Source organism: Halomicrobium sp. HM KBTZ05 (genome assembly GCF_041530035.1).
Classification (GTDB): domain Archaea; phylum Halobacteriota; class Halobacteria; order Halobacteriales; family Haloarculaceae; genus Halomicrobium.
In genome coordinates this window covers 2202492-2215710 of sequence record NZ_CP168057.1, presented here as the reverse complement: position 1 = coordinate 2215710, position 13219 = coordinate 2202492, and the positions used below count along the sequence as shown (strand labels likewise).

The 13219-nt window shown below is 69.5% G+C and carries 10 protein-coding genes; 5 read left to right on the top strand and 5 right to left on the bottom strand.

Translation table 11 applies throughout. From position 1 onward, the window contains the following. Positions 1-27: 27 nt before the first annotated feature. Entirely contained in the window at positions 28-1527 is a 1500-nt protein-coding gene (locus ACAH01_RS11505; protein ID WP_372479268.1) for a cobyric acid synthase, read from the bottom strand. Next, the gene (locus ACAH01_RS11500) at positions 1524-2822 is read right to left on the bottom strand and encodes a cobyrinic acid a,c-diamide synthase (RefSeq protein WP_170093886.1); all 1299 of its coding nucleotides are present in this window, start codon (positions 2820-2822) and stop codon (positions 1524-1526) included. The genes ACAH01_RS11505 and ACAH01_RS11500 overlap by 4 nt, the downstream gene beginning before the upstream one ends. A gap of 349 nt (positions 2823-3171) precedes the next feature. Here ACAH01_RS11500 and ACAH01_RS11495 point away from each other — a divergent pair, with 349 nt between their 5' ends. After that, positions 3172-3960: a sirohydrochlorin chelatase gene (locus tag ACAH01_RS11495; RefSeq protein WP_170093887.1), complete on the top strand. Its 789-nt coding sequence runs from the start codon at positions 3172-3174 to the stop codon at positions 3958-3960. A gap of 86 nt (positions 3961-4046) precedes the next feature. On the opposite strand, the gene ACAH01_RS11490 is transcribed toward ACAH01_RS11495, so the two are convergent. From ACAH01_RS11490 to cobN, 3 genes are read right to left on the bottom strand one after another with little or no spacing between them, the layout of a single operon-like run. Next, positions 4047-4805 (bottom strand): cobalt-precorrin-7 (C(5))-methyltransferase, encoded by a 759-nt coding sequence (locus ACAH01_RS11490; protein ID WP_372479267.1) that lies wholly within the window; start codon positions 4803-4805, stop codon positions 4047-4049. Further along, positions 4802-5581, bottom strand: coding sequence for a precorrin-8X methylmutase (locus ACAH01_RS11485; RefSeq protein ID WP_170093889.1), 780 nt, complete (start codon positions 5579-5581; stop codon positions 4802-4804). Before ACAH01_RS11485 ends, ACAH01_RS11490 begins: the two co-directional genes overlap by 4 nt. After that, positions 5571-9479 carry a cobaltochelatase subunit CobN gene (cobN, locus tag ACAH01_RS11480; RefSeq protein WP_372479266.1) on the bottom strand — a complete coding sequence of 1303 codons (3909 nt, stop codon included), beginning with the start codon at positions 9477-9479 and terminating at the stop codon, positions 5571-5573. Before cobN ends, ACAH01_RS11485 begins: the two co-directional genes overlap by 11 nt. Before the next feature lie 34 nt (positions 9480-9513). On the opposite strand from cobN, the gene ACAH01_RS11475 reads away from it, so the two are divergent. Genes ACAH01_RS11475 through ACAH01_RS11460 form a run of 4 tightly spaced genes read left to right on the top strand, consistent with a single transcriptional unit; the run spans position 9514 to position 13150 of the window. Beyond that, positions 9514-11685, top strand: a complete 2172-nt coding sequence (locus ACAH01_RS11475; RefSeq protein WP_372479265.1) for an ATP-binding protein — start codon at positions 9514-9516, stop codon at positions 11683-11685. A 51-nt stretch (positions 11686-11736) separates the two neighbouring features. Beyond that, on the top strand, positions 11737-11925 hold the full coding sequence (locus tag ACAH01_RS11470) for a CbtB domain-containing protein (protein ID WP_153553019.1): 189 nt from the start codon (positions 11737-11739) through the stop codon (positions 11923-11925). Positions 11926-11927: 2 nt separating this feature from the next. Then, entirely contained in the window at positions 11928-12821 is an 894-nt protein-coding gene (locus tag ACAH01_RS11465) for a CbtA family protein (protein WP_372479264.1), read from the top strand. Continuing rightward, on the top strand, positions 12821-13150 hold the full coding sequence (locus tag ACAH01_RS11460; protein ID WP_372479263.1) for a ferredoxin: 330 nt from the start codon (positions 12821-12823) through the stop codon (positions 13148-13150). Before ACAH01_RS11465 ends, ACAH01_RS11460 begins: the two co-directional genes overlap by 1 nt. The last annotated feature ends 69 nt before the right edge of the window (positions 13151-13219 follow it).

The following is a 13219-nucleotide window of genomic DNA, read 5'->3' as shown; positions in this document are numbered from 1 at the left end:
ATATGGGGAGACCCCTTCGAGCCGCGATCACGACTCGGAGCGGCCTGCTGGGAGATCGAGGGCGGACAGATCGAGTTCGCGGACCAGCGCCGCGGCGTCGTCGAACGGCGTCTGAGCCGACCGCTCGCTGCTCGGCCTGGTCCGGTCGGCGTGTGCGTACACCGCGTCGACGAACGCCGACTGCACCTGTTCGTTCTCGAAGAGGCCGTGGAGATAGGTGCCGAGCACGTCCTGGGTCGCGGCGCTGTCGGGACCGAGTGGCTGGTGGGCCGACGCTGCGACGCTCGTCTCGCCCATGTGGATCTCGTAGCCCGAGGCCGTCCCGGTCGCACCGTCGATTGGGCCGACGCCGTCGACCGCGACACTGACCTGCTCGACGCGCTTGGTCTCGCTAAAGCGGGTTTCGACCGGGAGGCGGCCGACGCCCGCGACGGTCTCCGCGTCGCCGGTGCCTTCGACGCTGGCGTTCGTGATCCGCTCGCCCAGCAGCTGGTAGCCGCCACAGAGTCCGACGATCGGGCCGGCAAACGTCCGGATGGCCTCGTCGAGACCGGCCTCACGCAGCGCCAGCAGGTCGTCGACGGTGTTTTTCGTGCCGGGGAGGACCAGACCGTCGACCCGGTCCAGCGCCCCGTCGAGTGGGAGGTAGTCGACCCGGACGCCGGGCACGGCGGCCAGTGGTTCGAGATCGGTGAAATTCGAGATGTGGGGCAGTCGGGGGACGCCGATCGTGACGGTCGCCGCGTCCGGGACGCCGTCGTCGGCACCGACGACGGCCCGCTGGTCCTCGGCTGGCAGCGAGAGGCTGTCTTCCGCCGGCAGGCCGGGATCGTCGTAGGGGAGCACGCCGAGGACCGGGACGCCGGTACGAGCTTCGAGTTCGTCGATCCCGTCCGCGAGCAGCGTCGGGTCGCCCCGGAACTTCGTGATCGCGACGCCGGCGACCCGCTCTCGGATGGCCGCCGGCGCGAGTTCGAGCGTCCCGTAGAGACTGGCGAAGACACCGCCTCGTTCGATGTCACCGAGCAAGAGGACGCTCGCGTCTGTAAAGCGCGCGGTCTCGACGTTGGCGAGGTCGCGGTCCTGGAGGTTGATCTCGGCGGCGCTGCCGGCCCCCTCGGCGACGATCACGCTGTACTCGTCTGCCAGTCGCTCGTAGGCGTCTCTGGCCGCGCTGCGAGCGTGCTCCCAGTGGGTGTCGTAGTAGGTCCGGGCCTCGTAGTGGCCGACCGCCTCGCCGTCGATCACGAGCTGGCTCTCCCCGTCGCCGCGGGGCTTCAGCAGGACCGGGTTCGTGTCCGTCGTCGGTGTGATCCCGGCGGCACGGGCCTGGACGTACTGCGAGACGCCGATCTCTCCCCAGTCGCCGTCGGGCGTCGCCACCGCGTGGGCGTTGTTGCTCATGTTCTGGGCTTTGAACGGCGCGACGGAGACGCCCCGCCGTGCCAGCAGTCGGCACAGTCCCACGACGACGGTGCTCTTGCCGACGTGACTCGCCGTCCCGGCGACGAGGATCGTCGTCGTCATATGGCGTCGAGGAAGCGATCGAAAGCACCGCTCTCGGGGTGGCAGTGGCAGTACGTCCCCAGCGTTCGATACTCCGTGAGGCCGTCGCTCCCGTCTGCGATTCCGTCGCCTCGCGCTACGTCGAACGCGAAGGTGGCGTCTCGACCGACGGTCCCACTGGAGTAGTGAAACTCGTGGCCCCGTCGGCGCTGTCCCGCTCCGGCCGTGAGCGTGTCCCTCTTGGCGGTCAGTTCGACGTGATCGAGCGCCTGATAGCGGTCGTGCATCGTAACCGTCGCCGGGAGGACGCCGGCCATCGAGTGGGTGTCGCCGTCGGTCGTCGTCAGCGTCTCGGACAGCGTCATCAGCCCACCGCACTCGCCGTAGACGGGGAGCCCGTCGGCCGCTCGACGGGCGAGCGTATCGAGCGCGGGACTGTCTGCCAGCGCGTCGCCGTGGCGTTCCGGATAGCCGCCAGGGAGGTAGACGCCGTCGCAGTCGGGCAGCGGGTCGTCCGTCGTCGGGGCGAACGTCGTCACGTCGGCGCGTTCCCGGAGCCGTTCGACGGTGGCCGGGTAGTAGAACTGAAACGCCGCGTCGCGGGCGACGGCGATCCGGCGATCCGTCGGCGACGTACTCGACGCAGCGTCCGGGCGGGGCGGTGCGCTGGCGACCTCGGCGAGGCGCTCCGTGCGGAGGTGTGTCGCGGCCTCGGAGAGAGCGGTCTCTTCGAGGGGCGCTTCGGTCCCCATGTGGAGCCCGAGATGGCGATCCGGAATCTCCAGGTCCTCTCGGGGCGGGATGCGACCGAAGTACTCGATGCCGTCGGGCAACGCTGTCCGGACGCCGTCTGCGTGGCGACCGCCGTGGGCCCGCTGGGCGATCACGCCCGCAACGTCGATCTCGCGGCCGATCGACGCGGCGTACTGCTGGAAGCCAAGCGCCGTCGCGGCGACACTCTCCATGCCGGCGCTGGCGTCGACCACCAGGACGACCGGCAGCGACAGCGTCTCTGCGACCATCGCCGTACTCGAACAGTCCCCGTCGTACAGCCCCATCACGCCCTCGACGACGCAGATGTCGCCGTCGCCCCGGTAGTAGTTGCGCCGGAGCCCGGTCTCGCCTTCGAGCCACTGGTCGAGCGTGCGCGAGGGGCGGCCGGCAACGTGTTCGTGATGGCTGGGATCGATGAAGTCGGGGCCGGCCTTCGCGGGCTGGACCGCGTAGCCGGCGTCGTCCAGCGCCCGGATCGTGGCCAGCGTCGCGACGGTCTTGCCGACGCCAGAACTCGTTCCGCCCAGGACGAAGCCGTTCATCTGTCTGGTAGCACCAATACACTATGGTTAGCACAAACTGACTTTAATTAGTTGGTGTCGGCCGACGCCTCGCCGGGGGCGGTCGCCGCCGTGTTTCACACCGTCCTCGGCGCATCGCGGTCGGTGGTTCGGGACCGTCTGCGTGTCCGCCGACGACCGACATCGTCCATCCTCGATGCTCGCGCTTTGGCCACGAAAGTGGTTCTGAGGCCCCAAGCCGTCGGCTGCGAGGATCATCGATCGCCGTCGTGATCCCGGTGACCGCAACTTATTTGATCCTCCCATTCATCGACAATAGCAAGCACAATTGGTGTAGTACAACTTCATTTGTACTGCCCACCCTCAACAGATGACTTCCGACGCACTCCTCCTCATCGGCCGGCGCACGACACACGCTCAGGCGACGTTCGAGACCCACGCGGCGCGTCTCGAAGACCGCGACTTCGTCGACGACGTTCACGTGTGTACCTTCGAGAGCGAACCGATCCGCGAACTCCGCGACCAGTTCGAAGCGATTTCGGCCGATCGGGTGTTCGCCGTGCCGATGTGTGTCGCCCACTCCTACGCGACGCTGGACGACCTCCCGGCCGCGCTCACGCACGTCTCCGGAGACGTGCGCTACTGTGAACCGCTCGGTGAGAGCCCGGTGGTGACGGAGGTGCTGCGAAGCCGTGCCACCGACGCGATGCCCGCCACCGAGCCCACTTCGCTGGCGCTCGTCGGCTTCGGCAGTAGCTCGAAGCCCCACCACAGACAGACGGCGGAGTACCACGCCGCCCGCATCGCCGAGCAGTCGGCCTACGACGAGGTCGAGACCTGTTATCTCCTCCAGAACCCGACCGTCGAATGCGTCCGCTACAACCTCCGCAACGAACGCGCCGTCGCCGTGCCGTTCTTTTTCACGCGGAGCGAGGCCACGGATCGGCGGATTCCCGAGGCTCTCGAACTGGACCGCGGTGGGATCGAGTACGCCGAACCGCTGGGCGAGCACCCGCGGATCACCGACGCCGTCCGCGCGGCGGTCGAGCAACAGCGCGTCCTCGCCGACGGCGACGCCGCGACGCCGACGGCCGCGACGGCCCAGCCCAGACCGGTCGCCACCGACGGCGACGGGCGCTCTACGCCGCCGAACAACTGACACCACCGCTTACAGCACGAGGGCTCGACTCGGGTGACGGTCACGACGAAAGAGCGATACGGCCACGGCCGGCGGTGACGGCCCGCCTACGCCGTTCGCACGGCCAGGACGGAGAGATCGGAGAACGGTGTCGACGACGGTTCGCTGCCGCCAGCGTGACTCGCCAGATCGTCGAGCGTCGTCGTCGTTCGCGTCTCCTCGTCGTGGGTCAGGTGCTCGAAGACGAGCGCCTCCAGCGACGGGTTCGCGCCCGCGTCGAGCAGTTCGGCGGCGATGTCGCCGGGCATCCAGTCGTAGGGCCGGGGCAACACCAGCAGGTGCCGCCGGCCGGCGTCGTCGCGCAACCGATCGAGGTCGGGCGTCACGTCGCCGCTCTTGTGTAGCGTGACGAACGTCGTCGCCTCCATCGGCGTGCGCGCACGGCTGGCGGCGATCTGGAGCGAGGAGATACCCGGAACGACGGTGACCGGGCGGTCGACCGCCCGCTGGACCTTCCCGACGAACTGGTAGCCAGAGTGGTTCGGATCGCCCATCAGCAGCGCCGTCCCGGACTCGCCGTCGGCCACGCGCTCTGCGAAGCGATCGAGCGTCTCGCTCTCGTCCCGGTAGCCACAGGTCAGCGCGTCGCCCTCGATCGCCTCGTCGACGAAGTCGACGACGGTCTCGAAGCCGACGACCACGTCGGCCTCGCGGATCGCGCGCTCGCCTCGCGGCGTGAGGTAGTCGGGGTTGCCCGGCCCGATCCCGACCGCGGCGACCGGATCGGCGGGCGACTCGACTTCGGGCGACGCCGCGGCGAACGCCGCCGGATCGGGGCCGGCGTCGAGGTCGTAGTCGTCGCTCATTCGTCGTCGCTCTCCCCGCTCGGTCTACCGGCGGACTCGCTCGCTCGGCCTGCGGGTGAGCTCTCGATCGAGAGGTCACCCGCACGCACGTCGCTCGCGACGTGAACGAGTTCGTTGGTCAGCCCCGCCGCCAGACCGCTGCCACCGCGTCGGCCGACGTTCGTGATCGTCGGGACGCCGTGCTCGGCGGCCACCTCCCGCAGGCGTGTGCGGCTCTCTGCGGCCTTGACGAAGCCCACGGGCGTCGCGACGACGACGGCTGGTCGAGTGCCGTCCTCGATGCAGTCGGCCAGCGCGAGCGCGGCGGTCGGGGCGTTGCCGACGACGGCGATCGCGTCCTCGTAGACGCCCTCTCTGTCGAGTTCCAGCACCGAGGCGGCCGTCCGGGTCATGCCGGTCTCGGCCGCCAGCTCGGCCCCGTTGCCGATCGCCTTCCGGACCGGGCAGTCGTGCCCGCGCCCGGTGATCCCCTCCTTGACCATCGTGATGTCGGTGACGATCGGTCGCTCGTCGAGGACCGCTCGCGCGCCCGCACGGACGGGTTCGGAGTCGTCGGTGCCGGTGAACCGCAGCAGGTGCTGAAACTCGGGGTCGCCGGTGGCGTGGACCGACTTCTGGCGAATCCGATCCGCCAGGGTCTCGTCGGGGACGAGTTCGCGCACGCGGTCCATGCTCGTCTCGGCGATGTCCATCGCGTTCTCGGTGGTCGCGCCGAGGTCGGCGTACTCCTCGAACGACTCGTCGGACTCCTCGGGCGTCGCGCCGTCAGTCGTCATCGCCGGGCACCTCCTGGCCCGCTTCGCCGCCGGCACGCGCCTCGATGTCGCCGTCGACCTGCAAATTCAGATCCCGAAGCCGGTCGGCCGTCTCGTCGTCGGCGTCCCAGAGGCCGCGATCGATCGCCGCCAGTAGCGTGTCGGTGATGCTCTCTAGTGCCCACGGGTTCACGTCCCGGAGCCACTCCTGGCGCTCCTCGTCGAAGGCGTACTGCTCGGCCACGTCGTCCCAGAGGCGGTCGCTGACGACACCCGTCGTCGCGTCCCAGCCAAGCACCACGTCGACCGTCGTCGAGAGGTCGCCGGCCCCCTTGTAGTCGTGCTCTTCCATGCTGTCGAGCCACTCGGGGTTGAGCACGCGGGCTCGCATGGCCTTGCGGACCTTCTCCTCGTTGGTGTAGACGGAGACGTTGTCCGGGTCGCTGGAGTCGCCGACGTACGACGCCGGTTCCTCGCCTGCGATCTCGGAGACGGCGGTGATGAAACCGCCGTGGAAGGCGTACCAGTCCGAGCTGTCGAACTCGTCTTGCTCGGCGGTGTCTTCGATCTTCACCGTGGCGTCGACGCTTCCCAGACGACGCTCGAACGCGTCGTGGGCCTCGGTCGTCTTTCCACGGGAGCCCAGCGCGTAGCCGCCCCACTGGACGTACACGTCTGCGAGGTCCGAACGGTCCTCCCAGTTGCCCTCGTCGACGGCCTTGTTCGTCCCCGCGCCGTAGCCGCCGGGGCGGGTCGTGAACACGCGGTGTTTCGCCTGCTGCTCCGGGTTCTCGACGCCTTGCTCGTCGAGTTCCTCGGTGGCCTCTTCGACGTGTTTCTTCACGTAGTTCATGTCGTGGGGCTCGTCCAGTTCGACCACGGCGTCGACGGCGTCGTGGATCACGCTCGCGGCCTGCGGGAACGCGTCGCGGAAGAGTCCGGAGACCCGCGTCGTCACGTCGATGCGGGGGCGACCGAGTTCGTCGAGTGGGATCGGGTCCACGTCGTCGATTCGGCCGGCGTCGGTCCAGCGCGGCTCGACGCCCAGCAGCGCGAGCACCTGCGCGATGGTCTCGCCCCGCGTTCTGACGGTCGGCGTCCCCCACGCGACGACGCCGATCTCCTCGGGGTACTCGTCGTGCTCGTCGTGGTGGCGTGCGAGCGTCTGCTCTGCGACCTCGCTGCCGACCTGCCAGGCGCTCTTTGCGGGCACCTTCCGGGGATCGAGCGTGTAGAAGTTCCGGCCCGTCGGCAGCAGGTCGACGCCGCCCCGAGTCGGTGCGCCACTGCCCCCTGGCGGGACGTACTCGCCGGCCAGTGCCTCTGCGGTTCGGGGAATCTCCTCGGCGGCACCTTGCACGCGGGGCTGAACCTCGTCACAGATGAACGCCAGTGCCTCCCGCAGGTCGTCGTGTGCGCCCGACTTCGCCCGGGCGTCGCCGAGCGGGTCGATGTCGACCACGAGGAGGTTCATGTTCAGCTCCTCGTCGGGACCCGCCTCGACGTTCGAGGCCGGCAGGTCGAACTCGTGTTCGGCGAGGGTCTCCACGAGGTCGATGCTCGTCTCGTACACCTCGTCCGCCGCTTCCGAGAGGGTCATCTCCAGTCGCTCGTCGTAGACGCCGGGCTCGTCGAGCATCTGCTGGTAGTCGACGCCCAGCACGCCCGCGACGCTCTCCCGGAGGCTCGGCCCGCCGGGGTTCTCCAGTCGAGTGAGCGCGACGAGGTACTCGACGAGGCGGTCGTCGGTCGGGGGCTCGCCCATCGTGTGCAGCCCCATCCGGATCTGGGTCGTCTTCACGTCCGTGAGGTACTCGTGGACGCGCTCGACCAGCTCGTCGATCGAGAGGTCGTCGCCAGAGACATCGCCCTCGGCCAGCGTCGATCCTGCTTCGTCCGGGCCTCGAACGTCGGCTTTCTCATCAACTGTGCCCGTCACACCGATCTCCACCGCCAGATCCAGTTCTGCGACCTTCTCGCGCAACAGTGCTTCGAGCTGCTCGCCGTCGTCGGCGCGGGCGTCTTCCATGCCCGCCTCGCGGTACTGGTCGGCCAGTTCCTCCAGTTCCGCCAGTTCGTCGTAGGTCCCGGCGTTGCTCATGACCGGCGTGAGATAGTCCACGATGGCGGCGTAGGAGCGGCGCTTGGCCTGGGTTCCCTCGCCGGGGTTGTTGACGATGTATGGGTAGACGTTCGGGAGGTCGTCGATCAGCTGGTCGGGCGCGCTCGCGCCGTTCAGACCGACGGTCTTGCCGGGGAGCCACTCCAGGCTGCCGTGCGTGCCGAGGTGGACGACGGCGTCGGCCTCGAACTCCTCGCGCAGCCAGCTGTAGAAGGCCACGTAGTCGTGGGGCGGCTGGAGATCGGAGTCGTGGTACACTTTCGCAGGGTCCATGCCGAAGCCACGCGGCGGCTGGACCGTCACGAGGACGTTCCCGAACTCGACGCCGGGGATGGCGAAGGGGCGGTCTGGTGGGTCGCCCCACTCCTCGCGAACGGCGTCCCGAAACCGCTCGTCGGTCTCGGCGAAGTAGTCGTCGTACTCGTCGGTCGACACCACGTCGACGCTCAGCTCGCGCACGTCTTCGGGCGCGACCCAGCGGTCGTCGAGCGTGAGCTGCTGGGTGAGTCGCTCGACGAGCGCCTGGCCGCTGTCGGGCATCGTCGTCCCCGTGTCGTACCCGCGCTCGTCGAGCTCCGACAGCAGATTGACCGTGCTCTCGGGGCTGTCGAGGCCGAACGCGGTGCCGATCCCGTCGTCGCTGGGCGGGTAGTTGTGGAGGACGACTGCGACCTGCTTGTCCTCGTTTGGCGTGTGTCGCAGACGTGCCCAGTTGACCGCCAGTCGCGCGACGTGGTCCACCCGGTCGTCGATCGGGAAGTGTTGCTTGGGCGCGGTGCCGATGCCGGCCTCGTCGTCGGTGCGTTCCTTCCCGCTGATCGGGTGCGTGACGACGTTGCCGTCGAACTCCGGCAGCGCGACCGAGAGGGCGAGTTCGAAGCCCATCACACCGGTGTCGCTGCTCTCGTACCGGGACCGGGAGCGCATCGTCGTCACGGTCTGGAGCACCGGAACGCCCAGCCTGTCGAGGAACACGGCCTGGGCGTCGTCGCCCTCGTCGTCGGCCGAGCGGCCCCGCTCGTCCATCGACAGCGAGAACATGAACGACGAGCAGACGGCGTCGACGACCGGCTCGCCTGCGGGCCGGGCGCTGGGGCCGTCCTCGCTGGCGAGGAGCCACGCCTCGGTCACGCGCTCTGCGTCCCACTGTTCGTCGGTGTCTGTCGCCGGATTACAGAAGATCGGCAGGGCGTCGGCCCCCTGTGCCTCGATCGCCCTGACCTGTGCGTCGACGTAGCGGGTGTTCTCGTGTGTCCAGTGGGACTCGTAGAACCACACGGCGACGGTCGGGCGGTCGGCGTCGAACATCGCGACGAGTTCGGCGTACGACGCGCCCGGATGATCCGGGTGGTAGACGCCCTCCGTCGGGAGGTCGACCGGGTCGTCGTACGGGCAGTCGACGCCGCCGTACTCGTCGACGAGGTATCGGATGCAGTTTGCGACGTTGCTGGTGCCGCCCCGTTCGAGGTAGTCGTACACCCGGTCGCGGTCCGTCGCGGCGACGGACGTGTCGTCGAGCGCGTAGGCGTCGCCGGTCGACTTGACGATCAGGGGCACGCCAGCGTCTTCCAGTCGAGCGACTGCGTGGTCGTAGCCCGGCATGCTGTCTTCGGCACCGTGGAGCCAGAAGACGGCCGCGGTCGCGTCCGCTATCTCGTCGAGGAACTCGTCGACGTCGCTCTGGTCGTCCAGGTCGCTCTCCGAGCGGACCACGAGTTCCGCGTCGACTCGCGACGCGGCCCGCTGGACGGCCCCGAGCTCGTTCTCCGTCGCCGTGTACAGGGCGATCGTTGGCATAATATTGTTAAACCTCCATTGTCCTAATACAAGCATGATTGATTTCGGTGGCGGCAAAAAAGCTTCGCCCGGGCGGGCGGGCGAACTCGGGTTCGCCGACATCGTGGGCCAGACGGAGCTCAAAGAGGCGCTGTTGACCGTCGCGGCCAACGACGACCTCGACGGCCTGCTGATTCAGGGGGAGAAGGGCACCGCCAAGTCGACGGCTGTGCGGGCGCTCGCGGCGTTGCTCCCCGACCAGACCGTCGTCGCCGACTGCCCGTACGGCTGTCCGCCGGACGAGCCCGACCGCCAGTGTGAGGACTGTCGCGATCGGACCGACCCGCCGACGGAGCAGCGTCCGGTCCCGCTCGTGACCCTCCCGCTCGGCGCGACCCGCGAGCGCGTCGTCGGGACCCTCTCGGTCGCCGACGCGCTCGCTGGCGACTACGAGTTCGACCCCGGTCTGCTGGCGCGAGCGAACCGCGGCATCCTCTACGTCGACGAGGTGAATCTGCTGGACGACCACCTCGTCGACGTGTTGCTGGACGCCGCAGCCAGCGGCACCAACCGCGTCGAGCGCGACGGCGTGAGCGTCGCCCACCCCGCCGACTTCACGCTCGTCGGGACGATGAACCCCGAAGAGGGCGAACTACGGCCCCAGCTACGGGACCGCTTCGCGCTCCAGGCCACCGTCACGGGTGCCGACGACCTCGACGACCGGGTCGCGATCATCGAGCAGGCGCTTACAGACGGCGACGACGGCGACCGGCAGGCCGACGTTTCCGACGACGAGCGCCGGACCCAGCTCCGCGAGGCCCGAGCGGGGCTGTCGGCGGTGACCCTGCCCCCCGAGTTCACCACCGAAATCGCCAAGCTGTGCCGCGACGCGGGCGTCGACGGCCACCGCGCGGACATCGCGACGGCCCGCGCTGCTCGCACCCTCGCGGCACTCGACGGCCGCGCGAAGGTCCTCGAATCCGACGTACGGCGGGCGGCTGCCATGGCCCTGCCCCACCGACTCCGCTCGCGCCCCTTCGAGGACGCGCCCGACGCCTCGGAGCTGCTGGACGACCACTTCGACGACGAGAGCGCCGACGAGTCCGAGCGAGACGAGACCGACGCGGACGGCGACGGAGACCCAAGTGAGGCCGAGGGGAAAGGCGGTGACGACGCCGACGGCGAGACCGCAGACGACGAGAGCGGGGGCGACACCGCCGACGAAGAGAGTGCAGGCGACACGTCGGACGGCGACGACGAGGGGCAGACACAGCAGCCGGCCGACGACGACGGCGAAGACGACGCCCCGTCACCGCCGCCCGGCACCGAGGCCGGCGACGCCGAGGAGGACTCCAGCGGGAACGAGCGCGGCGAGAACGAGTCCGGCGGCGAGAGCGACGAACAGACCGAGGGGACGCCGCTGGTGCCCGGCCAGTCCTCGACGCCGGTCGGCAAGAGCGACGCGCCCGACCTCAGCCCGCCCGAGGCCGTCGCTGAGGGTCGGGCCGGCGGCGGACGCGGTTCGGTCAGTCCCGCCGTCGACGGGGAGGGTGCGCGGGTCAGGACCCAGCGCGCGGATTCGGACCGCCAGATCGACGCCGCGGCCTCGGTTCGGGCCGCGACCGCACGCGGCAACGCCGGTGTCGAGTCTCGCGACCTCCGCCAGTCGGTCCGGGAACGGGACAGCGCCGTGCTCGTGGTCTTCGCCGTCGACGCGAGTGCGTCGATGCGGCCGGCGATGCGGGCCGCGAAGGGGACGGTGCTGGAACTCCTGAAAGACGCCTACCAGGAGCGCGACGAGGTCGCGTTCGTGACCTTCGCCGGTGAGGGGGCCGACGTGCTCTTGCCGCCGACCGACAGCGTCACGCTCGCGGCCAGGCACCTCAAAGACCTCCCGACGGGGGACCGGACGCCCCTGCCCGCGGGACTCCGCGCTGCCGACGACGTGATCCGGCGGGCCGATCCGGCCGCCAGCGTCGTCGTCCTCGTGACCGACGGGCGGGCGAACGTCGCCGACGGGAGTCCGACCGAGGCGACCCGCGACGCGGCTCGCGAGATCGCTTCGCGGGGAAGTTCGGTCGTGGTCGTCGACGCCGGAGACGACGGCGACACCGACCTCACGGGGCTGATCGCCGACGAGACCGACGGCCGGTGCGTGCCCCTGGACGCGCTCTCGGCCGAACAGATCGACGCCGCCGCCGGAGCCGCAAGCACAAACGAGATTTAACAGAGGCGAAAGTTTTACAATCTCGTTTGTGTTTAGTCAATCGTGGTTTCAATGACGACTACTACCGACACCGTCTCGGGTCGCGTCGCACAGGCACAGACGGAACTGACCCCGACACAGTTACTCGCCGGCATCGCGCTCGTGGCCGCGCTTGGTTTCGCGCTGGTCTTCCTCCAGGCACCGATGGCCCACGACTCGATGCACAACTTCCGACACGCGGCGGGGGTCGTCTGTCACTGATCATGCTCGCCGAATACATCCTCCGCGGCGCGAAAGCGGGGCTGGTCGCGGGCCTGCTGTTCGGACTGCTCGTCGCTCTGGTCGCCAATCCGCTCGTCGCCGCGGCCGACACGCACGGCCACGCCGAGGCCGGAACCTCCGGCGAACACGCCGAAGCGGGCCACGCCGAGGGTGAACACGCCGAAGAAGGCCACGCTGAAGAAGGCCACGCTGAGGGGGAACACGCCGAAGAAGGCCACGCTGAGGGTGAACACGCCGAAGCGGGCCACGCTGAAGAAGGCCACGCCGAGGCCGGCGGCCACCACGAGAGCGCCGTCTCGGCGACGGTGACGAACGTCGTGAGCGTCGGTGCCAGCGTGCTGTGGGGCCTGTTGCTCGGGACGGTCGTGTTCGGCGTCGCCGGCTACGTCCTCGAACCGATCGTTCCCGGCGAGGGGGCCGTCCAGAGCGCGCTGCTCGCGGTCGGTGGCTTCGTCACCGTCTCCGGCGCGCCGTGGCTCCTCCTCCCGCCGTCGCTTCCAGGCGTCGAACGCGCCATCCCGACGGACACCGGGATGGTGCTCTACGCCGGCATGATGGTCGCTGGCGCTGTCGTCTGCCTGCTGTCTGCGGTGTGCTACGACCGACTGCGCGACCGGTACGGTCGCCCCGCGGCGGCGGTCGCCGCGCTGGTCCCGTTCGGGCTGCTCGCGGTTCCGGCCACGCTCACGCCGCTCGGACCGGCGACCGGCTCGCTCTCACCGGCGCTGGCCGACGGACTGCTCGGGACGGTCGTCTTCGGCCAGCTCCTCCTGTGGACGGCCCTCGCCGCGACGCACGCGCGACTGGGCGGTGACGATCCGTCGCGACCGGCGACCCCGTCCGCACGGACAGACGCCACCTTCACCGCGGACTGATGGAGGAACGCACGGCCGAGGTCCACGAGCGAGGCTTCTCCGATCACGTCCTCGTCTGTACGAACGGCCGAGAGGAGCACGCCTGCTGTGGCGAGGCCGGCGGCGAGGCAGTTTTCGACGCCGTCGCCGAGTGGCTCCGCGAGCGCGATCTGCTGTGGTCGCGCGTCTACGTCGCCGAGACGGGCTGTCTCGGACTCTGTAGCGCCGACGGCGCGGCGATCGCGGTCCACCCTCGGAGCAACTGGTACGCCGACGTACGGCCCGACGAGGTGGCCGCGCTGCTGACCGAGGAGTTCGGTCCCGACGGGTCCCGACTCGGCAGCGACTGATTTCGCCACCACGAATAGCTTCACCCGACCGGGTAACGAGACTGCTTCGAGACAGCGTGTCGCGGAGAA

Coding starts and splice junctions, on each gene's coding strand:
- ACAH01_RS11505 (WP_372479268.1), bottom strand. CDS start 1,527: ATGACGACGACGATCCTCGTCGCCGGGACGGCGAGTCACGTCGGCAAG.
- ACAH01_RS11500 (WP_170093886.1), bottom strand. CDS start 2,822: ATGAACGGCTTCGTCCTGGGCGGAACGAGTTCTGGCGTCGGCAAGACC.
- ACAH01_RS11495 (WP_170093887.1), top strand. CDS start 3,172: ATGACTTCCGACGCACTCCTCCTCATCGGCCGGCGCACGACACACGCT.
- ACAH01_RS11490 (WP_372479267.1), bottom strand. CDS start 4,805: ATGAGCGACGACTACGACCTCGACGCCGGCCCCGATCCGGCGGCGTTC.
- ACAH01_RS11485 (WP_170093889.1), bottom strand. CDS start 5,581: ATGACGACTGACGGCGCGACGCCCGAGGAGTCCGACGAGTCGTTCGAG.
- cobN (WP_372479266.1), bottom strand. CDS start 9,479: ATGCCAACGATCGCCCTGTACACGGCGACGGAGAACGAGCTCGGGGCC.
- ACAH01_RS11475 (WP_372479265.1), top strand. CDS start 9,514: ATGATTGATTTCGGTGGCGGCAAAAAAGCTTCGCCCGGGCGGGCGGGC.
- ACAH01_RS11470 (WP_153553019.1), top strand. CDS start 11,737: ATGACGACTACTACCGACACCGTCTCGGGTCGCGTCGCACAGGCACAG.
- ACAH01_RS11465 (WP_372479264.1), top strand. CDS start 11,928: ATGCTCGCCGAATACATCCTCCGCGGCGCGAAAGCGGGGCTGGTCGCG.
- ACAH01_RS11460 (WP_372479263.1), top strand. CDS start 12,821: ATGGAGGAACGCACGGCCGAGGTCCACGAGCGAGGCTTCTCCGATCAC.